The organism is Gammaproteobacteria bacterium (genome assembly GCA_034522055.1).
In the GTDB taxonomy this organism is placed as follows: Bacteria; Pseudomonadota; Gammaproteobacteria; order JAABTG01; family JAABTG01; genus JAABTG01.
Window position 1 is genome coordinate 1,010,189 of record JAXHLS010000006.1, and the last position, 22,471, is coordinate 1,032,659.

17 protein-coding genes are annotated in these 22,471 nt (G+C 66.7%); 10 read left to right on the top strand and 7 right to left on the bottom strand.

Features of this window, described 5'->3' with window-relative positions:
• Positions 1-20 precede the first annotated feature (20 nt).
• Positions 21-2,282, bottom strand: coding sequence for an NADP-dependent malic enzyme (locus tag U5S82_23460; protein ID MDZ7754524.1), 2,262 nt, complete (start codon positions 2,280-2,282; stop codon positions 21-23).
• A gap of 46 nt (positions 2,283-2,328) precedes the next feature.
• Positions 2,329-3,465 carry an o-succinylbenzoate synthase gene (locus U5S82_23465; GenBank protein MDZ7754525.1) on the bottom strand — a complete coding sequence of 379 codons (1,137 nt, stop codon included), beginning with the start codon at positions 3,463-3,465 and terminating at the stop codon, positions 2,329-2,331.
• 277 nt (positions 3,466-3,742) lie between these two features.
• Between U5S82_23465 and gspG the strand changes: the two genes are divergently transcribed.
• From gspG to gspF, 3 genes are read left to right on the top strand one after another with little or no spacing between them, the layout of a single operon-like run.
• A complete protein-coding gene (gene gspG, locus U5S82_23470) occupies positions 3,743-4,201 on the top strand; it encodes a type II secretion system major pseudopilin GspG (GenBank protein MDZ7754526.1) in 459 nt (152 codons plus the stop codon).
• Between the two features lie 10 nt (positions 4,202-4,211).
• Positions 4,212-5,765, top strand: coding sequence for a type II secretion system ATPase GspE (gene gspE, locus U5S82_23475; protein MDZ7754527.1), 1,554 nt, complete (start codon positions 4,212-4,214; stop codon positions 5,763-5,765).
• A gap of 52 nt (positions 5,766-5,817) precedes the next feature.
• Complete coding sequence (gspF, locus tag U5S82_23480) at positions 5,818-7,032, top strand: type II secretion system inner membrane protein GspF (protein MDZ7754528.1); 1,215 nt, start codon at positions 5,818-5,820, stop codon at positions 7,030-7,032.
• A gap of 252 nt (positions 7,033-7,284) precedes the next feature.
• Here the strand turns inward: gspF and U5S82_23485 are convergent, their stop codons facing one another.
• The 5 genes from U5S82_23485 to U5S82_23505 form a co-directional block, all read right to left on the bottom strand.
• Positions 7,285-9,675, bottom strand: coding sequence for a tetratricopeptide repeat protein (locus U5S82_23485; GenBank protein MDZ7754529.1), 2,391 nt, complete (start codon positions 9,673-9,675; stop codon positions 7,285-7,287).
• Between the two features lie 433 nt (positions 9,676-10,108).
• Positions 10,109-10,294, bottom strand: a complete 186-nt coding sequence (locus U5S82_23490) for a hypothetical protein (protein MDZ7754530.1) — start codon at positions 10,292-10,294, stop codon at positions 10,109-10,111.
• Positions 10,291-11,091, bottom strand: coding sequence for an AAA family ATPase (locus tag U5S82_23495; GenBank protein ID MDZ7754531.1), 801 nt, complete (start codon positions 11,089-11,091; stop codon positions 10,291-10,293). Before U5S82_23495 ends, U5S82_23490 begins: the two co-directional genes overlap by 4 nt.
• On the bottom strand, positions 11,091-12,437 hold the full coding sequence (locus U5S82_23500) for a DDE-type integrase/transposase/recombinase (GenBank protein MDZ7754532.1): 1,347 nt from the start codon (positions 12,435-12,437) through the stop codon (positions 11,091-11,093). The genes U5S82_23495 and U5S82_23500 overlap by 1 nt, the downstream gene beginning before the upstream one ends.
• Before the next feature lie 46 nt (positions 12,438-12,483).
• A complete protein-coding gene (locus U5S82_23505) occupies positions 12,484-12,993 on the bottom strand; it encodes a hypothetical protein (GenBank protein MDZ7754533.1) in 510 nt (169 codons plus the stop codon).
• 714 nt (positions 12,994-13,707) lie between these two features.
• Between U5S82_23505 and U5S82_23510 the strand changes: the two genes are divergently transcribed.
• From U5S82_23510 to U5S82_23540, 7 genes are all read left to right on the top strand, one after another.
• Positions 13,708-14,061 (top strand): DUF2288 domain-containing protein, encoded by a 354-nt coding sequence (locus tag U5S82_23510; GenBank protein MDZ7754534.1) that lies wholly within the window; start codon positions 13,708-13,710, stop codon positions 14,059-14,061.
• Positions 14,062-14,324: 263 nt separating this feature from the next.
• The gene (locus U5S82_23515) at positions 14,325-16,742 is read left to right on the top strand and encodes a tetratricopeptide repeat protein (GenBank protein MDZ7754535.1); all 2,418 of its coding nucleotides are present in this window, start codon (positions 14,325-14,327) and stop codon (positions 16,740-16,742) included.
• Positions 16,743-16,865: 123 nt separating this feature from the next.
• On the top strand, positions 16,866-18,020 hold the full coding sequence (locus U5S82_23520; protein ID MDZ7754536.1) for a multiheme c-type cytochrome: 1,155 nt from the start codon (positions 16,866-16,868) through the stop codon (positions 18,018-18,020).
• On the top strand, positions 18,017-18,931 hold the full coding sequence (gene phnD / locus U5S82_23525; GenBank protein ID MDZ7754537.1) for a phosphate/phosphite/phosphonate ABC transporter substrate-binding protein: 915 nt from the start codon (positions 18,017-18,019) through the stop codon (positions 18,929-18,931). Before U5S82_23520 ends, phnD begins: the two co-directional genes overlap by 4 nt.
• A complete protein-coding gene (locus U5S82_23530) occupies positions 18,925-20,301 on the top strand; it encodes an ATP-binding protein (protein MDZ7754538.1) in 1,377 nt (458 codons plus the stop codon). The genes phnD and U5S82_23530 overlap by 7 nt, the downstream gene beginning before the upstream one ends.
• Positions 20,301-21,644, top strand: a complete 1,344-nt coding sequence (locus tag U5S82_23535) for a sigma-54 dependent transcriptional regulator (protein MDZ7754539.1) — start codon at positions 20,301-20,303, stop codon at positions 21,642-21,644. Before U5S82_23530 ends, U5S82_23535 begins: the two co-directional genes overlap by 1 nt.
• Before the next feature lie 110 nt (positions 21,645-21,754).
• A complete protein-coding gene (locus tag U5S82_23540; GenBank protein MDZ7754540.1) occupies positions 21,755-22,303 on the top strand; it encodes a rhodanese-like domain-containing protein in 549 nt (182 codons plus the stop codon).
• Positions 22,304-22,471 lie beyond the last annotated feature (168 nt).

Below are 22,471 nucleotides of genomic sequence, written 5' to 3' on the forward strand. Positions count from 1 at the left end.
TCGTCTCCCTGACCCCGGCGTCAGGAGGCGCGCACCGCGGCTAGGGCGGTCATGTTCAGCAGGCCGCGCACGGTAATGGACGACGTGACGATATGGGCGGATCGCGCAGTGCCGAGGAGCAGCGGCCCGATGGCAATGCCCTCCCCTACCTGCTTCAACAGGTTGAAGGCAATGTTGGCGGCGTCCTGGTTGGGCATCACCAGCAGGTTGGCGCGGCCCGTGAGGCGCGAGCCCGGGAAGCGCGCCAGGCGCATGGCCTCGGACAGGGCCAGATCGCCGTGCATTTCCCCCTCCACCTCCAACTCCGGCTGCTCCGCCCGTACCATGGCCAGGGCTTCGCGCATCTTGCGGGCGCTGGCCGAATCATGGCTACCGAAATTGGAGTGGGACAGCAACGCCACCTTGGGTTCCAGACCGAACCAGCGTACGCCCTCGGCGGCCAGCCGGGTGATGGCGGCCACCTCCCGGGCATCGGGTTCCTCCAACACCCGGGTATCGGCGATGAAGATGACGCCGGAGGGCATCACCAGGGCATTCATGGCAGCCAGACAGGGGGCCTCCGCGGCCCGCCCGATAACCTCCCGAATGGCCTCCAGATGCTGCAGATACCGGCTCACGGGCCCGCACACCAGGGCATCGGCGTCGCCCTCGGCCACCATCATGGCGGCCAGGGTGGTGGGGCTGTCCCGCAACTGGTCCCGGGCCTCGCCAGGGGAATAACCGCGGCGGGCCACGCGTTCATAATAGGCATCGCCGTAGACCGCGTGGTCAGCCAACAGGTGGGGCTCGGCGACCTCCACGTCGTCGTCGAGACGAATCGACAGGCCGATATCGGCGATGCGTTCCTCGATCACCCCGCGCCGCCCCACCAGCACCGGCCGTGCGATGCCCTGGTCCACCGCCTGCTGGGCCGCTTCCAGCACGCGCTGATCCTCGCCTTCCGAGTACACCACCCGCCGTACCTGGGCCTGAGCGCGCTCGAACACCGGCCGCATGGTGAGACCGGTGACAAACACCTTGTCCTGCAGGCTGTTGCGGTAGGCCTCCAGATTGGCCAGGGGGCGGCTCGCCACCCCCGAGTCCATAGCCGCCCGGGCCACCGCCAGGGGCACGTATTCCATGAGGCGCGGGTCGAAGGGCGTCGGCAGCAGGAAGTCCGGTCCGAAACGTGGCGTCCGGCCGCCGTAGGCGCGACGCACCACGTCCGAGGGCTCGGCGCGGGCCAGGGCGGCGATGGCCTCCACACAGGCCAGCTTCATGGCCATGTTGATGTCCGTCGCCCCCACGTCCAGGGCACCCCGGAACAGGAAGGGGAAGCACAGGACGTTGTTCACCTGGTTCGGGAAGTCCGAGCGCCCGGTGGCCAGCAGGGCATCGGGGCGCACCGCCCGTGCCAGGTCGGGCATGATCTCGGGCACCGGGTTGGCCAAGGCCAGGATGATGGGGTGTTCCGCCATGGTCTCCAGCCAGAGGGACTGAAGGACTCCGCCCGCGGACAGGCCGAGGAAGATATCGGCCCCTTCCAGGGCCTCCGCCAGGGTACGGCACGCGGTGGCCCGGGCGTAGCGGGCCTTGTAGGGGTCCATCTGCTCGCTACGGCCCTCGTGGACCACCCCGGCGATATCCGTTACCAGGATATTGCCCGGATTGAGGCCCAGGGCCACCAGCAGGTCCAGGCAGGCCAGGGCGGCGGCACCCGCCCCCGCGGTCACCAGGCGCACCTCGCCGATGTCCTTGCCCACCACCGTCAGGGCGTTCCTCACCGCCGCCGCCACCACGATGGCGGTACCGTGCTGGTCGTCGTGGAACACCGGGATCCCCATGCGTTCCCGCAGGCCCTGCTCGATGATGAAGCACTCGGGGGCCTTGATGTCCTCCAGGTTGATGCCGCCGAAGGTGGGCTCCAGGCGGGCCACCGTGTCGATGAAGGCTTCCGGGTCGGTCTCGTCCACCTCGATGTCGAAGACGTCGATGCCGGCGAACTGCTTGAACAGTACCGCCTTGCCCTCCATCACCGGCTTGGCCGCGAGGCCGCCGATGGCCCCCAGGCCGAGTACTGCCGTGCCGTTGGAGACGACCGCCACCAGGTTGCCGCGGGCCGTATAGTCGGCGGCGCTGGTGGGCTCGGCCTGGATGGCTTCGCAGGCCGCCGCCACCCCCGGCGAATAGGCCAGTGCCAAGTCACGCTGGGTGGCCAGCGGCTTGGTGGCGCGGATCTCCAGCTTGCCCGGTCGCGGTTGGCGATGGTAGTCCAGCGCCGCCTGGCGCAGATCTTCTGCCATAGGATCGGTGCTCCCGTGGGTTGTGATGACGGCCGTGACCCGGGGCTCAGCCGGCGATGGCGGTGGGAATCCAAGGGGTCTGCTCGCTGAAATCCCCCAGGAAGGCGTTCTCCAGTTCCTCGTCCGGGCAATAACCGAGACCGGCCACCGCCCCGATATGCATATGTCCCGCCCGGGCATCCAGAGCCTCGCCCACGTCCCCCGCCAGCCAGTTGTCCGTCACCAGGCCGTGGACGCCCGCACCGGGCAGGGCGGCCGCCAGATGCAGGGCGCCACGGGTTCCCACGACGCTCTCGATGGCGGAGGTGATCACCGCCTCCTTACCCTCGCCGTAGGCCTTACGGGCGAGGGCCAGACAGCGCCGGGGCCCGCCGTGGGCGATGGGTTTCAAGACCAGCCGGCGCACCGGGCAGCGCTCCAACAGGTCCTCGGCGTTGCGCCCCGACAGGGATTCGTCGAGGGCGATGGGAAAATCCACCAGGCCCTGGAGGCGGCTCAGCATCTCCGGGCTGCAGGCATCGAGGGGCTCCTCCAGGGACTCCACCGCCAGCTTGTTCAGCGCCGTGAGCACCCGGACCGCGGTCTCGCCGTCCCACATGCCGTTGGCATCCAGGCGCAAACGGATACCGGGCTCGAGATGGGCCGTCAGGTCCTCGAGACGTTCGATGGCATCCCCCGGCGGCACGGTGATCTTGATCTTGAGCACCGTGAAGCCCTGGCGGGTCGCGGCCAGGGCGCGGGACTCCAGGCCTTCGTCCATGGGTCCGAGACGGGCGCTCACCGCCACCGATGGGGCGGCGTCAGGATCCAGCAGCCGAGCCAGCGGCACGCCGGCCCGCTTGGCCGTCAGGTCCAGCACCGCCGTCTCCACGGCGTTGCGGGCCGCCGGCGTCTCCCGCCATTGAGCGCCCAGGTGATCGACCAGGGCCAGAAGATCCGCCGCCTGACGGCCGGCACAGCCGAGGATGAACTGCTCGAGCTGGCGGCGCGCCACCATGGCGGTCTCGGTGCCGAACTCCGGCCATGGGGCACAATCGCCGTAACCCGTCACACCCGCCGCATCCTCGAGGCGCAACAGTAGGCCGCAACGTCCCACCCAGCGTCCCCGCGAGGTCACCCAGGGCGCCAACAGGGGCAGCCGGTAGGGCAGGAGTCGGGCACAGCGCAATGGCGGTTCGGCCATGGTCGATAGTCTGGTTACGGTTGCGGGCGGTCCATGTGCCACATCAATGGAACAATCGAGGGATATACTGCCAGGGAGAAGATAAATGTCTGCGTTTGTCCGCCCTGTGTCAACGACCGCACCCCGACTGCCCGGATTTGAGCTATGCTGTGGCCGCGCCGCCAGCATAGCTGGTGCGGACGCTGAAATGTCCATGATGGGCCCTTCCGGAATGTTAGTCGACAGGTCACGATAGATGTATCGCGAGTCCCTCATCACCCCTTCACCAGAGCAGTCCATGTACAGACAGTCCCGACTCCCCAGGCGATTGCGCCGTGTCACCGGTTTCACCCTCATCGAGGTGATGGTGGTGGTGGTCATCCTGGGCGTGCTGGCCGCCATCGTGGTGCCCAAGATCATGGACCGGCCCGATGCCGCCCGCATCACCAAGGCCCAGCACGACATCCGTGCCCTGGGCAGCGCGTTGAACCTCTACAAACTGGACAACTTCCATTACCCCAGCACGGACCAGGGCCTCGAGGCCCTGGTGACCCAACCCGGTGGCTCGCCGGAGGCCCGCAACTGGAAATCCGGCGGCTACATGGACAACGTGCCCAAGGACCCCTGGGGCAATGAGTACCTGTACCTGAGCCCGGGCGAGCACGGGGACTTCGACCTCTACACCCTGGGGGCGGACAACCGCCCCGGGGGCGAGGGCGTAAATGCCGACATCGGCAACTGGAACATCGGCGGCTGAGATCCCGCCAATGTCGGCCAACCCCGAGCTCACCCTCGTCGGCGACACACCGCCCGCAGTGGCGCCGGTGCCCGACGACGGCCCGCCTGCCGGCACCTTCCGGCGTCCGAGCTTTTCCTTCGCCAAGCGTCACGGCGTACTGGTGACGGCATTGCGCGACGGCCGCGCCCACGTCATATACCGGCCGGGCCTCAGGCTCGCCATCGTCTCGGAGCTGCGCCGTTTCATGGACTGTCCCCTGACCCTGGAAGCGGTGAGTGAGGAACATTTTCAGCGCCTCCTCACCGAGGCCTACGAGCAGGGCTCCGACGAGGCCATGCACTCCATGGAGGGCCTGGACGAGGAATTGGACCTGTCCACGGTGGCCCAGCAACTCGCCGAGCCCGAGGACCTGCTGGACGCCCAGGACGACGCGCCCATCATCCGCCTCATCAATGCCATCCTGTCGGAGGCCATCAAGCAGGGGGCATCGGATGTCCACATCGAGCCCCAGGAGGGGCGCCTCATGGTGCGTTTCCGCATCGACGGCGTGCTGCGGGAAGTGCTGGACCCCGCCAGCGGCCTGGCTCCCCTGGTGGCCTCCCGCATCAAGGTGATGGCCAAGCTCGACATCGCCGAGAAGCGCCTGCCCCAGGACGGGCGCATCTCCCTGCGCCTCGCGGGTCGGGCGGTGGATGTGCGGGTGTCCAGCCTGCCCTCGGCCCACGGCGAGCGCATCGTGCTGCGGCTGCTGGACAAGAACGCCGGGCGCCTGGACCTCGAGCACCTGGGGATGCCGCCGGACACCCTGGCCCATGTCAACACCCTGATCCACCGTCCCCACGGCATCGTGCTGGTGACCGGCCCCACGGGCTCCGGCAAGACCACCACCCTGTACGCCGCCCTGGAACGCATCAACGACAAGCGCCGCAACATCATGACGGTGGAGGACCCCATCGAGTACTACCTCCCCAACATCGGCCAGACCCAGGTCAACACGCGGGTGGACATGACCTTCGCCCGCGGCCTGCGGGCCATCCTGCGCCAGGATCCGGACGTGGTGATGGTGGGGGAGATCCGCGACCTGGACACGGTGCAGATCGCCGTCCAGGCCAGCCTCACCGGCCATATGGTGCTCTCCACCCTGCATACCAATACCGCCGTGGGGGCCATCACCCGGCTGCGGGACATGGGCGTGGAGCCCTTCCTGCTCTCATCCAGCCTCATGGGGGTGCTGGCCCAGCGCCTGGTGCGCATGCTGTGCCCCCACTGCAAGACCCCCTATCAGCCCAACGAGACGGACCGCACAAAGCTCGGCGTGGCCCCTGATGCCGTCACCACCCTCTACCACCCGGCGGGCTGCACGCGCTGCCGTAACACCGGGTATCAGGGCCGCAAGGGAATCTACGAACTGGTGCTGGTGGACGAGACCATGCGCACCCTCATCCACGATGGCGCCGGCGAGGGCGAGCTGTTCCGCCATGCCCGCACCCTCACACCGGGGATCTGGAGCCACGGCAAGGCGCGGGTGCTGGCCGGCGAGACCTCCCTGGAAGAGGTGCTGCGGGTCAGTGAGGCGGATTAGCCCGATGCTTCGGGCCGCGATCCCTGCGGGCGCTGGCGGCGAGACCTGAACCGTGGGTGCCTACGAATACTCCGCCCTCGACCCCCGCGGGCGCACCCGCAAGGGCGTGATGGAGGGCCAGACGGCCCGCCAGGTGCGGGCCCGGCTGCGCGAGAGCGACCTCCATCCCCTGGATGTCGTCGAGGTGGAGCGCCACAGCACCCGCAAACCTCGCAGCGGCCTGATCCTGGGCGGCCTGGGGGCCAACGAACTCGCGCTCGTCACCCGCCAGCTCGCCACCCTCACCCGCGCCGCCCTGCCCCTGGAGGAATCCCTGCGGGTAGTGGCGGAACAATCGGAGAAGGCCCGCACCCGCAAGATCATGCTGGCGGTACGGGCTCAGGTGCTGGAGGGGCATACCCTGGCCAGCGGCCTCGACGAGTTCCCCGCCAGCTTCTCGGAGCTGTTCCGCGCCACGGTGGCGGCCGGCGAGCAGTCGGGACGCCTCGATATCGTTCTCGAACGCCTGGCGGACTACACCGAGCAGCGCCAGCAGATGACCCAGAAGGTGCGCCTCGCCCTCTTCTATCCGGCCCTGCTGACCCTCATGGCGGTGCTGGTGACGGGCGGCCTGATGGGCTTCGTGGTGCCCGAGGTGGTGAAGGTGTTCGACACCATGGGCCAGCAGTTGCCGGCTCTCACGGTGGGGCTCATCGCCGTGAGCGACTTCCTGCGCGACTACGGCCTGGTACTGGTGGGGGCCGTGGCTCTGGCGGCCATCGCCCTGCGCTACCTGCTGCGCCTGCCCGGCCCGCGCTTCGCCTTCCACCGCCTGCTGCTGCGCCTGCCCCTGATCGCCAGGCTGGTGCGCGGCATCAATGCGGGGCGCTTCGCCCGCACCCTCAGCATCCTCACCGCCAGCGGCGTGGATGTATTGAGTGCCCTGCGCATCTCCGGCCAGGTGCTCACCAACCAGCCCATGCGGCGCACCGTGGAACAGGCATCCCGGCGGGTGCGCGAGGGCACCAGCCTCAGCGTGGCCCTCAAGGCAGGCAACCTGTTCCCACCCATGATGGTCCAGCTCATCGCCAGCGGCGAGGCCACGGGGGAGCTGGAGGCCATGCTGGGGCGGGCCGCGGACCATCAGGACCGCGAAGTGGAGGGTCTCATCGCCACCTTCCTGGGGCTGTTCGAGCCCCTGCTGATCCTGGTGATGGGTGCGGTGGTGCTGGTGATCGTCCTGGCCATCCTGCTGCCCATCTTCGACCTGAACCAGCTGGTGAAATAGCCCGGCATTCGGGAAGAGCGAAAAGCGTAACCGCGAAAGACTCGAAATTACGCGAAATGGGACAAGGTCGGGGGCGGTTACAGTGAAAACGGTGTCAGGAACCGTTTCCACGCTCGGAAACGGTTCCTGACACCGTTTTCACGCTACAGGGGGCATTCCCGGACGCCGATAGGGAGCGCGCTTGCGCGCGAACCCGGGGCCCGGCACAGGCCACGGTGGGTCGTTCGCGCCCAAGGGCGCTCCTGCAGGGGATTATTCCCCGGCGCCGGCCAGATCTGCCAGGGTCTGCTCGGCCAGGGCCTTTTCGCGGAACTGTACCTCCTGGGCCAGGGCCTTCTCCAGATGCTGCCGGGCGCCGGCCTGGTCGCCGGTCTCCAGCAACGCCATGGCGAGGTGAAAGTTCATCTCCGCCGAATCGGGGGCCTTGTCCACCGCCGCGCGTAGATGCTCCAGGGCGGCTTCGTGGTCCCCCTGCTTGTGGCGCACCCAGCCCAGGGTGTCCAGATAGGCCGCCTCGCTGGCCCCCTCCAGCACCGACACCAGCTCGCCGGCCCGCGCCAGGCCTTCGTCATCCGCCTGGTAGGTCACCAGCAGCATGGCCAGATTGTTGGCCGCGGCCCTGGAATCCGGGCTGTTTTCGACGGCCCTCTCGTAGACCGCGATGGCCTCGTCGGTGCGCCCCATCCCCTCGTAGAGACCTGCCAACCCCACCTGCAGCAACGCCGAGTCCGTGCCCTCGATGCCTGCCTTGAAGGCCTCCACCGCGCCCTCCCGATCCCCCTGGGCGAAACGCGCCAAGGCCAGGTTGCGGTGGGCGGACACCATGTCCGGCTTGCGCTCCAGGGCGCCGGCGAAGGCCTCCGCCGCGGCGCCATATTGCTGCTGCAGCAACAGCACCTCGCCCTTCAGATTACGGGGCGTGGCATTGTCGGGGTCCTCATCGATGGCGGTGTCGAGGCGTGCCAGAGCCTCGTCGTATTGCTGCTGCACGATGTAGGCCTTGATCACCGCCGCCAGGGGCTGGGAGGCAGTGGGCCCGCGCTCCAGGGACGCCTCGAAGGAGGCGATGCCCGCGTCCATGTCGCCCTGGGCCTGTTGGATCAGGCCCAGGAAGTAGTGGCCCTGGGGGCGGTCCGGATAGGCCTGAAGATAGCGATCCGCATACTGGCGGGCCCGGTCCAGCTCGTTGCGGGACATGTGGAGCTTGACCAGGCCCTCCAGGGCCCGGGCATCGGTGGGCGCGGTAGCCAACACCTTCTCCAGCTGCTCCCGGGCACCGTCCACGTCGCCCTGGCGCAACAGGGTCTCGGCGTAGGAGAAGCGCGTCTGCACGTCGTCAGGCGCGGCGGCCACCGCCTTGGCCATGGCCTCCTCCGCCAGGTCGTCTTCGCCGTTCATGCGATGGGCGGAGGCCAGGGCCCGCAACACCTTGGCGTTGTCAGGCGCGCTACGCAGCACCGCGCGATAGTCGGCGATGGCCGATGATGCGTCACCCTGGAGCATGGCCAGATCGCCCCGCAGGGCCAGGGCGTCCGCGTCCTTGGGATTCTCCTCTAGCACCTCCTCCGCCAGGCGGGCCGCCTGCTCCAGGTCCTTTTCACCCAGGGCCAGGCGCGCCAGTTGGTTGCGGGCCTTGAGACCGGACACCCCCAGGCCGTCGGCCGCGATGATCTTGCGATAGGCGGCCTTGGCGTCGTCATGGCGATCGACGCGGGTGTAGAGCTGGCCCAGGGTGAGCCGCAGCTCATGGTTGTCCGGGGACGCCGCCACGAAGTCCTCCATCACGCCGATACCCGCCGGCGTCCCTTCCGTCTTGGCCACCAGTTCCACCACGGCCAGCTTGGGTGTCATTTCGTCGGGATGCTCCGCCACCGCCCGATCCAGGATTTCCCGGGCCTTGGCGGTGTCGCCGGTCGTGGCGAAGAAGGACGCCAGCCTCACCTTGGCTCCCAGATCCTCCGGCTGCAGGGCCACCATCTCCTCCAGTACCCGGCCGGCCTCTTCCACGCGACCGCTATTGGCGTAGACATTGGCCAGGGTGAGGCGCAGGGCGGTGTTTTCGGGATGGGCCCCGATGCCCCGCTGCAGCAGGGCCTCGGCCTCGCCGGCAGCGCCGTCCCGCAGATGCAGGGAGGCCATGAGGGAGATGGCCTGGGCATGGTTCGGATCCGTGGCCAGGGCGGCCTCCGTGCTCTGCCGGGCCCCCGCCATGTCCCCTTCCTTGGCCAGCACGCCTGCCTTGATCACATGGGCATCGGCATTGGCCGGGTCGCCGGCCAGCACCTCTTCCACCAGTTCCAAGGCCTGGTCCGGCGCGTTGCCCACCAAATAGAGCTTGGCCAGGGCGTTACGCGCCTCCAGGTGCGCCGGGTCCTGCTCCACCACGGCCTTGTAATGCCCCACCGCGCCCCGCCACTGCTGCAGCTTCTCCAGGGTCTGGGCCAGTCCGAAGCGTCCCTCGATGTCTTTCGGGTCGATCTGCAGGACGTTCTTGAATTCGAGACGCGCCTTCTCGTAGTTCTCCGCCGCGAACAGGGTGCGCCCCTTCTCCAGATACTCCGCCTTGCGGTCCTCGGAACCGCCGCAGGCCGCCAGGGTTACCGCCATGGCCAGGGTGGCTATCAACTTCGTTGCGTATTTCATTGAAATTCCGGTCGTTATCCAGGGTTGAACGTGCGGGGATTATAACCCCTTTGGGCCGGCGGGCACGGCCATGCTGGCGACCATCTCGCGGGCCGCATCACAACCCGCCACCAGGCTTCCGTTCCCGTGGCACGGATGTCGGGAGTCATCCCGACATTCAACCCGGCCGCACACACCATGAGTCGGGCAGGAAATCCCGCCGGCGGGCTGTCGGGCTGTCGGGCTGAAGCCCGACCTACAGCCGACCTACAGTGTTGTATCTCAAATTATTCCACCAGTAATTTCCCGGTTTATTCCGAGCGAGTAGGCTGCAGTTTTCTCGGTTTGAGCGCTCCGGTGGAAGAGCGCGGGCAGGATAGGATGAGAAGAAGCTGGAGGTCTGGCGAGATGGGCGCCGCTTGTGGCGGCGGTTGCGGTTGGGAAAGACTGGGATTCAGTCCCAGAGGTCGGGCTGTCTGGGATTGGTGTTCTGGTAGTAGCGCGTGATCTCGGCGAAGTAGCGGTTTTCGAGGGTCTGGGCGATGGCGTAGAGGAGGTCAACCATCTGAGCGGCGGCCTCGTCGGAGAGGTGGTCGGGCAGGGTCTGATCGTCGTCGTTCATGGTGGTGTGGTGTCTCACGGTTGCAGCTCGTCGAGCGCTGTCTGGAGGTGGGTCTCGGTGACGTGGTGTTGGTTGTCCAGCGCGGCGGCAGTGAGGGCGTAGTGGGCGATGCGGTTGACCTTGCGCGGAAGCCCGCGCGAGGCCTGGAACAGGGCCTCGGTTGCGGGTGGGGTGAAGATGGGGGCCTCGGCGCCGGCGAGGCGCAGGCGGTGAATGAGATAGTCATCGAGTTCGTCGCGCGAGAGGCCGGGGAGGTGGTGGCGCACCACCAGTCGCTGGCTCAACGACTCGTGCACGGCCATGGCGAGGCGTCGGCGCAGCTCGGTGAGCCCGACCAGCAGCAGGCACAGGCGGTTGTCGGCATCCATGGCGTAGCTGGTCAAGAGGCGCAGATCCTCGAGCACGTCATTGCGTAGGTGCTGCGCCTCGTCGACGATCAACACGGGCAGCTGCTTGGCCTCCTGCACCAGGCGGGTGATCTCGACGCGGATGGCGCGGTAGGCGGTAGCGCGGGACCGCTCCGTGGGCAGGCCGAGTTCCCAGGCGATGGACTTGTACATATCGAGCACGTTGCCGGTGGACAGGGAGACGTAATAGACGCGGTACAGGCCGGGATGGAGTCCGGCGGTGACGTGCCGGCAGACGGTGGTTTTGCCGGAGCCGACCTCGCCGGTCAGCAGGCCGATGCCGCGCAGATCGATGAGGTGCGTGAGCCGGGCCTCGGCCTCGCGGCGGGCGGTGGAGGCATAGAGTTCATCGGCCTCGAGGGTATTCTCGAAGGGGAAGCGAGTGAACGCGAAGTGGCGCAGATACATTAGTCGTTCTCCTCATTGTGCGGGTTGTCGAAGGCCCCGAGGGTGAGACGCGACGGGGGCGGTTCGGAGGCTGGGGTATCGGTGTCGAGGCGCCAGGAGGGCCGGTCGCGGCGCACGGTGGTGTTGGCATAGGCATCGAGCGGCGTGGCCTGTCCTGCCGGCTGGCCTTTATGGACCACGGTCAGGGGCCGGGTGGGCGGCACGGCGGGGTCGTACTGTAAGGTCACGGTCTCGCCGACGAGCACGGCGTCGACCTCATAGACGTGGCCGTTCAGGCTCACGGTGCGGTCGTTCATGACCCGGCGCTTGGTCTCGCAGAGGAACAGCGCATCGAGGCCGGGATCGGGGAAGCGGATCTGATCGCCGACCAGGGCCCACTGTTCGAGGGGCGTTTTGCCGTCGAGGCCGCGGTGCGGGGTGTGGTGATACTCGCCCTCGATGAAGGCCCACAGGCGTCGGTTGAGGGCCTCGAGGCTCACCGTATCCTCAGCGGTGAGCTGGGTGAGCAGCTGTGCTCGGACGGTGCGGAACCAGCGTTCGATTTTGCCCTTCCCCTGAGGTTGATGGGGTCGGGCGTGGATCAGCGCCGTGCCGAGCCTGGCGCAGACGAGGGCGAGTTGGCGGGAGCGGTAGTTGGCGCCGTTGTCGACGTAAAGGCGCTGGGGGATCCCGCGGCGGATGAGAGCCTGCTTGAACACCGGCAGGAAGGCGCCGGTGTTTTCGGCGAAGGCGAAGGCCGCATAGGGGATGACGCGGGTGGCGTCATCGATGAAGGCGATGAGATAGGTCTTTCTGCGCCGGCCCCGCCCATCAGCGGCGGTGATGCCATGCATCACATCGCTCATCCACAGCTCGTCGGCGTACTGGAAGGCGAAGCGCCGCCGATCGGTGCCGATGGGTGCATCGGTCTTCTTGACCATGAGCCCTTCGCGGGTGAACAGACGGTGCACGGTGGAGGCGGGCAACGGCTGCTCGGCCGGGACCAGGCCCTGCTCGCGTGCGTGTTTGATCACTGCGCGCACTGACAGCTTCGGATGCCCCTCTTTGATGGCGCACAGCGCTTCGGCCACGGAGTCGGGCAGTCGCCGGGGCTGCCCCCGATCGGCCCGTGGCTTGGGCAACAGCGCGTCGAAGCCGCCGCGCCGATAGTGCTTGAGCCAGTCGCGGATCGTCTCGGCGGCCACGCGGGAGCGACGGCTGCCGGGGATCACATAGTCCTTGTCTGCCTTGGCGCGCAGCCGCTCGGTGATGCCGGCACTGCCCGGGGGCCAGTGTACGAGGTCGGCGATCAGGCCGTAGCGGAACAGGGCCACCGCCTGGCGGTGGTCATCATCAGGATCAGTCATCGGATCTTCTCTCGGTTATGAGCCCTTGGGCCCGGGAGAGGAGACGTTACGGCGGAGAACGCGGCGGATCAGGCCCCAGGGGTTGTTGGGTGGCCAAATTGGGATCACCGTGGGCGGTTGCCCGGGGACAAAACCCCACCGGCGTCGGCAGTTGAGGCAGCTGCCGGGCCGCCGAAGCACGCAGCGCCATCAGCACGGTCTCATGGCCGAGATGGCCACGAAGGTGAGTGACGGTCGCGAGGCAGCCGGCCAGTTGGTCAGGCAGAAGAGCGATGACGATGAGCAAGAAACGGTGCACCAAGACAATGCGCCGGCGTATCCAGCGCAGCGCCCCCGGCAGCTCGATATCCAGGCGCAAGGTGCTTGCCGCCGCTTCCATGCTCGGCGCCTGCTCGGCGACGGCCACCACGTGTTCCAGCTCGTTGAGCGTACCGGGCAGCCGTGCCGCCAGATGGTCCGGCAACAGACTGAAGGTGGTGTGACTCTCAGGGCAGTACCAGCGGGCGATTCGTGTCCCCGCCGGCGTCTTGCGCTCGTAGGTGCCGTGGCGGGCCAACGAGCAACCACCACGAGGATGGTTTGGGCAGCGAGAGAACTTGCCTCCCGCCAGGCTTGGCGGTTAACGTAATCCTCGCTGGTGTGCCCCGTTTGGAATCGAAGCTGCACCGGCCACGGCCCGGCGGCTGTCACCGCGCGGGCCTTTTCCTTTCTTCTCACTTATCGGTAAGTAGAGATTACCGGCTCTGCCCCGATCAGCGAAAGCCTCAACATCCACCGGCGACACCCCTGCCCGACGACTTCCCGGAATACTCTCTCTGACCAGAGGCTTCACCAGCGGGACAAACCGAGAAGATCCGACTGGTATCCAACGCTTTAATCTGCGAAACAACATACAGTCTGTAGGTCGGTTGCTCTCGGCAACCGACATCCGCGCCCGCAAAGCGCCGAGTTTCCGTCGGCTGCCAAGAGCAGCCGACCTACGCCTTTGTCCTTCTCCCCAGGGGAAATGGGAAAGGGGAAACGGGAAATGGGAAAAGATTACCATCCGTGCGTCCGCTCTGCTGACGCCGAAACGGTGGATTCGCTGCGCCTTTTCAAACGGCCACTCCTCCCTGACCTTCTCCCTTTTCGCGTCATTTCGCGTCTTTCGCGGTTACGCTTTTAGCCTGTAGGTCGGGATTCATCCCGACATTCAACCCCCGCGCTTCAACAGGATGTTGGCTTTCATTATGATTGCTTCCATCCGACTACGATCACGCGGGACGGGGTAATGGACGAGAATGAACCGGGGCAACCCTATGGCCCGGCCGCGGCCGCGGCGGCTCCTCCGCCCGACGCCGCAACCCTGCGTGCCAGGCTCAACCTGGAGACGGCCGTCATCGCCTGGGAGGAGCTGGCCCGCCACTTCGCGCGGGGCGCCGTCCTCACCGTGGATCGCGAGCTGGACCTCATCGAGGCAGCAGCCGCCGTCGCCGAGGACGACCGCCAACGAGTGGGGGCCTGGCTGGAGGAGAACAGGCTGCACCCCACCACCATCGCCGAGGCCCGGGAGTGGACCGAAGGCAGGGCCGACGTATGGTCCGTGGTGGTAGCTCCCTGGGTGCTGGTGCAGGCTATTGCCTGATCACCATCGGGGCCGGGGGCTGCCGATCCCATGTCGGTAGTTTTTACACTTGCGCTTGAGTCCGACTCAGAAATACCCCGTAACGCATTGTTATGAATAGACGTTAGTAATTAGCACGATTATTGCATTAAGTCCCCGAGGTCGGATAGATTGAGCCGATTCGTGTGGCCGGCTCAATATCCGTTTCATCCCTCCTAAGGATCCGTCGTAAAGGAAAGCGCGTGCCGCCCATCGATTCAAAGTGCTCCAACGAATCCATGGGAATGGCTCCAATCGCATGGGTCGCCGTGTGCTCGCGAGTCTCCGGGGGCGGGCATCGTTTACGGCGGAGAGCCGCCACTCACCTCGTACTGATGGCCCTGCTGGCCGTCGCCGTCGGGTGCAACGACCAGGAGGCCCGTAGCGGGCAGGACCTCATCCAGCACGTGCAGGACCTGCAGATCTCCGGTCGATTCGAGGAGAGCATGGATCCCCTCCGCGACCTGCTGTTGGACGAACCGGCCCATATCGACGCCCGCCTCATGCTTGCTCGGGCCTACCTCGAACTCCAGGATGGCGCCACGGCGGATTCCCATATCAGACGGGCAGTGAAGCTGGGGGCGACTCCCGACTCCGTAAGGGCCATGCGGGTGCATGCCCTGGTTCTGAAGAAGGCCTATGGCGAGGCCATCGCGCTGTTGAGGCCGGGTGATACCGAGAACGGGGACATCAATCTGCTTTTGCCCGCAGCCCAGGCCCACCTGGGGCACCGCCAGCTGGTTCAGGCGCGGGCTCTGTTCCGGATAGTACTGCAGGCCGGCTCCCATGATGCCGCGGCCCACACCGGGCTGTTCGAGATCGCCATGATCGAGGGTGATTACGAGGCTGCCGAGACCCAACTGGCGGCTCTGGCGAAGAACCTGGATTCCACACGTCATCTCGAGGGCCGAATCGCCCTTGCCCGCAATCAACCGCAGCGGGCTGCCGAGGCCTACCAACGACTGATTGCCCGCAACCCCGCGGATACCACCGCCTCCGTAGGCCTGGTTCAGGCCAGACTGGCTCTGGGAGAACAGGCGGCGGCCCGCAGGGTCCTCGAGCAACTGCTCGCGGACGATCCGGAATCTGCCGATGCCCACTATCTGCTGGCCGTTGCCGAATATCTCGACGGCAACACCAAGGCGTCCCTCGACCAGGTGCGGGAAACCCTGAGCCATGCCCCCCACTATGGACCCGCGCTGCGTCTGTTCGGGATGCTCAACCTGAGGCTCGGCTACTCCGAACAGGCGGTAGAGGCCCTCAAACGTTATCTGTCCGGCGCGCAGGAGGACCTGGAGACCCGCAAACTGTTGGTGGCGGTGCTGCTACAGTTGAAACATACCTACGAGGCGGATGACCTGCTTCGCGAGGTCAGCGAACTCAGGGATGACCCCACCCTGGTTACCCTGAGAGGCCTCAGCCATCTGCAACATGGCGACTACGTGACCGCCATCGAATTGCTCAAACAGGTCGCCGCCGTCCATGCGGAACCGGACGCGCCAGCGGCGGTGGCCGGCGATCTGTATGCCGAGGCCGGTATCACCGCCGACCCTTGGAGACCGGACGCGGCCGCGGCATTGATATCGGAACGGACCGGTCTGGAAGGCACGGAGCGCCTGTCGCAACTCATAACCATCGATAGCGGGCTCACAGGCGATGAAGAAACCGGGTTGGTCCTGCGGCTGGTCGAAGATCACGAGGCGACGAAAGACTATCTGGCCCTCGCCAAACACGCGGCCGAACAGGGCGATTTGGTAGAGGCCTGCGCCCTCTACGCGCGGATGCTGACCCGCGCCGAACATGACGAGGCACGGCAGCGCTTCCGTGCCCTCGAATGCGAGGAGAAATACGGCAGCATCGAGACGCAACAGGCCCGGGCACCCGGCGATACCCGCTTTGAACCCTCCTCCGGACCCCTCGCCCCCCCACCACAGAAGGCACAGATGAGCCGCCTCGTTCATCGATTGCGGGCATCCCTGGATAAAGTGCCCGCTGCAGGGTCCGAGGAAACGCGCCCTCCCGGCGACACCTCTCCTCCTCGGTCCCGTGCCAACGCGGAACTCCTGGCATCGAGCCTGTCCACCGAACTTCTCGCCCACATGGTCTCCACGCAGATCGCCGTCGTGGGTCACACCGCGCTATCCGGTGTCCAATCGACCTACCCTTTACATCTCATCCCGCCGGACCTGAAGGAACAACTCAAGGAAATGCGCGACCGCCTGCCGACCTGGGTCCGTGCCCTCGATGACGGTCCCGAGGGCACTGCCGCCGGTCCTTCGGGTGGCGATCCCGCCGCTGGCGGCGGCTCCCAATTCGTCGCCGATACGATCACCACGATCACACCGGAATCAGGAGAGACCACGGGAGGGTTCCGTTGGCTGGTGGCCGTTTTCGATGGCGGCAGCGAACTCATCGGCTGGCTGGGAGACACCATGCGTAATAACGAGGCCCTACTGTTCATCTTCGCCATCCCCGTGATACTCGCCCTGTTTCTACGCGATGTGCTCGGCAATCGCCGGCGCGGCGGCGCCCGCCGCAGCCACCGCAGCCACCGCCACCGCGTGCAAGCAGACCCTGCTCCCCAGCCACCCAAGGCCGAGACCAAGAAGAAGTCCACCAGCCACAGACATCGACGGCGACGTTATTCCACTCCCCGGACCTGACCACCATCCGGCCACTTTAATCTGAGAACCTGGATTAGTGCTGCGCTGCCTGAGCAGCTGCCTGAGCATACGGGCCCGCTCTGGTATGCTTGGCCAATGGCAGGGACACGGCGAATGTGGAACATGATCAAGACGTCCGTACTGCATGGGACGCCGGCATGGGCAGCAATTATATTGTTGTGGTGGCCGACCATCACTTGGACGGCGGTAAACGGTGACTATTGGCGCCTACCCCTGGTGGAGCCGGTCACGGCCGGCGCCATGGGGGGCGAGGACGGCCCCCACACCTCCCTGAGGTCCGAAGACTGCGGCCTGTGCCACGCCGAGCAGTTCGATCAATGGCGGGAGTCATTTCATGGCAAGGCGGTGTCGCCCGGCCTCCTGGGCCAGTTCGAGGCCTTCGACGCCGGCACCCGCGATATGTGTCTCGATTGCCATGCCCCCCGCGACGCCCAGCGCGAGGCCATCGCAGAATTGGGCCTCGATGCCCTGGGGAGCGTCGATGGCGTGGACTGCGCCGCCTGTCACGTGCGCGCCGACGGCCGCTTCGGTCCCCGCAGCGTGGCGGCGACGCCCCACGGGCCGGTGATGGAAGAGCCGCTGTTCCGCTCCGCCGACTTCTGCGCCCCCTGCCACCAGTTCACCGCCGAGGACGTGGCCGTGAATGGCAAGCCCCTCGAGAACACCCATGAAGAGTGGCGGGATTCGAACTACGCCCGGGACGGCATCACCTGCCAGTCCTGCCACATGGCCGAGGGCAGCCACCGCTTCGGCGGCATCCACGATCCCGATGTCCTGCGTCAGGGCCTGGGCCTCGCGGTGACCCGCACGGAACGGGGTGTGACGGTCACGCTGAGCAACCGCGCTGCGGGCCACGCCCTGCCTACCTATGTGACCCCCCTCATCCGCGTCGTCATCGAAGGCACCACAGGGGCATCCCGCAGCGAGCACATCATCCAGCGGCGCATGAGCTGGAGCCGGGAACAAGGCTGGGGCGAGGTCTTCGACACCCGCCTCCGGCCCCATGAATCCCGCCGCCTGGAACTGCCCCTCGACGCCGCGGAAGGGGCACGGGCTCAGGTCATCGTGGAGCCGGACGCGGATTATCACGACCGGGTCTATCCTTTTTTGATGGAGCACCTCGCGCAGGACCTGGGAGCCGAGTCGATGGCGGCCCTGGAGACCGCCCGCGCCGCCGCCGGGGCCAGCATCTACACCGCCTACGACGTGAGTTGCGGGCCGTGGCAGGGCGAACCGGTCAGCTGCGCCGAGCCATGAGCCCGCTCGGCCGCCTGTTCGCCCCCCTGCTGATGGCCTTGGTCCTGGCGGTAACGGGCTGCGACGGTAACGACCGCGCCTCCGATGTCCCGGCATCGACACCGGCGCCGGCGCCGGCCGCCCTGTCCTTCATCGTCCATCCCTATGACAATCCGAGCCGCCTGGTGGAACGCTTCCAGCCCCTGTGCGACTTTCTGGCGGAGCGCCTGCAAACGCCGGTGCGCCTGGACATCGCCCGTTCCTACGTCGACCAGATGCGCCGCATCACCAGCGGCCAGGCGGACCTCAGCTACATCGGCCCCACGCCCTTCCTGCGCGCCCAGAACTCCTATCTCCGCGGCACCGAGGCCAAGCTAGTGCCCCTGGCGGCCGAGGTAATGGGAGGAAAGCCGTCCTATCACAGTGTCATCGTCACCCGCGCCGACTCCGACATCCAATCCCTCGCCGACCTCCACGGCAAACTCATGGCCTTCGGCGCCCCGCACTCATACAGCAGCCATTACGTGCCCCAGGTCATGCTCCTCAAGGCCGGCGTGGACCTCGGCGACCTCAAGGACTACGCCTTCCTCAATCGCCACGAACGGGTGGCCCTGGCGGTACTGCACGGAGACTTCGATGCCGGGGGCCTGCGCGCCGAGATGGTCACCGAGTACATGCACCGCGAACCGGGCCTCAGGGTCATCGCCACCTCGCCCCCCCTGTCGCCCCACTTAATCGTCGCCAGGCCGGGGCTGCCCGAGGCCCAGCGAGAGCTGATTCAGCACAGCCTGCTGGAGTTCTCCGATCCCCGCCACCATCTGGGTACGAGACCGGTCTACTACCAGTCCCCGGACCGCAATGACCTCGCCACGGTGCGCCGGGTGGTGGAGATCGTCGAGACCCGCCCGCCGCCGGCGCAGTGGCCATGGTAAGCAGACCCCTCACCCTGTCGGCGCAGCTCACCCTGACCCTCGGCGCCGGGCTGCTCGCCGTCGGCCTGATCATCGGGGTCGCCGTGCACCAGGGGATCTCCCGCATGCTGGATTCGGCGATCCACGACAAGGCCCAGAGCCTGGCGCGCCAACTGAGCATCGTGGTCACGGACGCGCTGCTGATCTACGACTACGGCACCCTGGAGCGTTACGCCGAGGGCCTGGTGGGCACGCCGTCCCTGGAATATCTGGAGTTGCGGGACAGCCGCGGCGAACTCCTGGCCCGGGCGGGACAACCGCGGGCCCGGAGCAGCGCCGACGTGGTACGCATCCACCAACCCATCGAGGCCGCCACCAGCGTACTCGGCGAGATCATCCTGGAATATGATCGCAGCGACATCCCGCGCCAGCTCGAGCGCCTGGCCCTGATGCTGACTGCGGCCCTGTTCCTCATCATGGGTATGCTGTTCTGGCTCCTCAAACGCGCCATGCACCACCGCGTCGTGAGGCCCATCCAGGCCCTGGCCGAGTCCTACAATCCGTTGCGCCAGAATTGCTGCCCGGAAGACCATGACCTGCCCGAGGAACTGGCCCAACTGTCCATCACCTTTTTCGGGCTGTGCCAGGAGATACAGGAACACATGGCGGCCCGCGACCACGCCCAGAAAACGGCTGCATCGGCACTGGAGCGCCTGCTGCACGAGCAGCGGCTGGCCACCCTGGGACAGATGGCGGCCGGGCTGGCCCATGCCCTCAACACCCCCTTGGGCAATATCCTCGGTTACGCCCAGATGGCCGGGCAGGAAACCGACGACCGCACCCGCCAGCGGCTCGCGGTGATCGAGGACCAGGCCCGGCTGTGCGACGGCATCGTGCGTAATCTCCTCACGGCGGCGCGACCGCCGGCACCGCAGTTGACCACCGTGGAACTCCCCGCCCTGGTGGCCGCCACCGTGGAACTCACCGAGCCGGTCTTGCGTAACGACGGGCTCGAAGGGGTGGAAACCCGGTTCGACGACCCCTGCCGGATCGAGGGCGATCCCGCCGGGGTAGAGCAGATCCTGTTCAACCTCATGACCAACGCCACCGAGGCCGGGGCGAGCAAGCTGATCATCACCGGCGAGGAACACCGGGACAGGGTGGAACTGGCCGTGGCCGATGACGGCCCCGGCATCCCGGAGGACCTGCGCGAGCGTCTGTTCGAACCCTTCGTCACCTCCAAGGCCCCCGGCCGGGGAACGGGACTGGGACTACACCTGTCGCGCACCCTGGCGCGAGAGATGGGTGGCGACCTGACAATAGCGGACAGCTCGTCCCGCGGCACCCGCCTCGTGGTGACCCTGCGGGCCGCCACCGGCGAGGATTCGTGATGAAGTGGGACCTGCTGGTGGTGGAAGACGACACCGCCATGGCCGGCCTGTTGGCCGAACTGGCGGAAAAGGCGGGCTTCACCGTCCGCACGGCACCGTGTCATGCCACGGCCGCAGCCATGCTCGCCGAGCGCCCACCGGATGCCCTGTTCACGGATCTGCGGCTACCGGACGGCGACGGCATCGACATCATCCGCCGGGCGGTGGGCGCCCTTCCAGACCTGCCCGCGGTGCTCATCACCGGTTACGCCTCGGTACCGGACGTGGCGGCGGCGTTTCGCGGTGGCGCCATGGATCTGGTGACCAAACCCTTCGAGACCCGCCAGGTGGAGCAGGTGCTGGCCCGCATCGAGGCGCGCCTGCAAGACGACCGGCGGGTGGCCGGCCTGACCAAGAAGCTGGCCATCCTCGAAGGTATCGACGACCCGCCCGTGGCCGTGAGCCCGCAGATGCAGGAGGTGGCTCACCTGGCCCGCCAGGTGAGCACCATGGATGTCCCGGTGCTCCTGACCGGGGAGACCGGTACGGGCAAGGGCGTGGTGGCCCGCCTGGTCCACGAGTTCGGCGGCCGCAGCGGACGGCCCTGGTTCGTGGTGAACTGCGGGTCGGTATCCGCCAGCCTGGCCGAAAGCGAGCTGTTCGGGCATGAAAAGGGGGCCTTCACCGGCGCCGTCAGGCGCAAGCTCGGGCTGCTCGAGCTGGCGGACGGCGGCACCCTGTTTCTGGACGAGATCAACAGCGCCCCGCCGGAGATCCAAAGCCGGCTGCTGAACTTCGTCCAGGAACGCAGCCTGCTGCGGGTGGGCGGCCAGCAAGCGGTGACGGTGAACGTGCGCCTGATCGCCGCCGCCAACGAGCCGCTCCAGGCAATGGTTGAGGCAGGCCGGTTCCGCCAGGACCTGTTCTTCCGGCTGAACGTCTTTCCCATCCACATCCCGCCCCTGCGCGAGCGTCCCGACGATATCCTGCCCCTGGCCCAACAAATGCTGACCCACAGCGCCCAGCGCCTGAATCGGCCGGCCCGCCATCTGGATGAGGGTTGCCACCGGCTACTCCTCGATTACCCCTGGCCGGGCAACGTCCGCGAACTGGAGAACGTCCTCCAGCGGGCCGTGATCCTGTGCCCGGGGGAGACCATCCTGCCCTGCCACCTGCCGGCCGAGCTGACCGTCACCCCCGATCCGCCGACGGGTGTGGCCGAGATCCCCCGCGAGGCGACCCTCGCGGAGCTGGAACGCTACTGGATCGAGACCGTGCTCGAGCGTTGCCAGGGTAACAAGACCGAGGCCGCCCGGCGCCTGGGCATCGATCCCTCCACCCTGCACCGCAAGCTCCGGCCCTGAATCGAGCACCCACCTAATTTCAATCATGTTTTTTGAGGCGTCGGATCGTCACGCTAGAAGGGCTGTTTCCTATTCAAACAACTGGCCTATTCAAACAACTGGAGGTTGGAATGAAAAAAACCCTATATGTCGCAGTAATCGGCTGGCTCGCCATGGCCGCGTCGGGGGCCTCTGCCCTCACCAGCATCGACACCGAGGCATCCATCGAGAACATCGCCATCAATCTCGCCAACCAGACCGTGCAAGGCGGTTACAAGCTCATCACCATGGCCGAGGTGAAGGAGATGCTGGACGCCGGGGAGGACTTCGTGCTGGTGGATGCCCATCCCCGCTGGGAGTTCGAGATGGGTTACATCGATGGCGCCCGGCACTTCGGCTTCAAGTCCAAGCGCGTGGGCAAGTGGGAGGAAGACGTGGATATGGCGGGCAGCCCCAGCCAGGACGATTACCGCAAGGTGCTGGGTCCGGACCTGAACAAGAAGATCGTCATCTACTGCGGCTTCACCAAGTGTGGCCGTTCCCACAATGCTTCCATGTGGGCCAGGGAACTCGGCTATACCAATGTCTACCGTGCGCCCGGTGGTATCACCTCGTGGAAGGACCACGGCTATCCCTACAAGGTGGTCCCCAACGACGCCAACACCTATCCGAACAAGTAAGGGAACAGCCTCCCTTACCCCGTCGCTACCGTTGCAGAATGCCAGACCCTGGCATTCTGCAATCACCCAAAATCCAAGCGGTTTTGGCAACTATCTGATTTAACGTGAATTAAAAAGTGGCATGGATCTGGCTATAAGCTGGACTCAACCGCAATAACGACAGGAGGA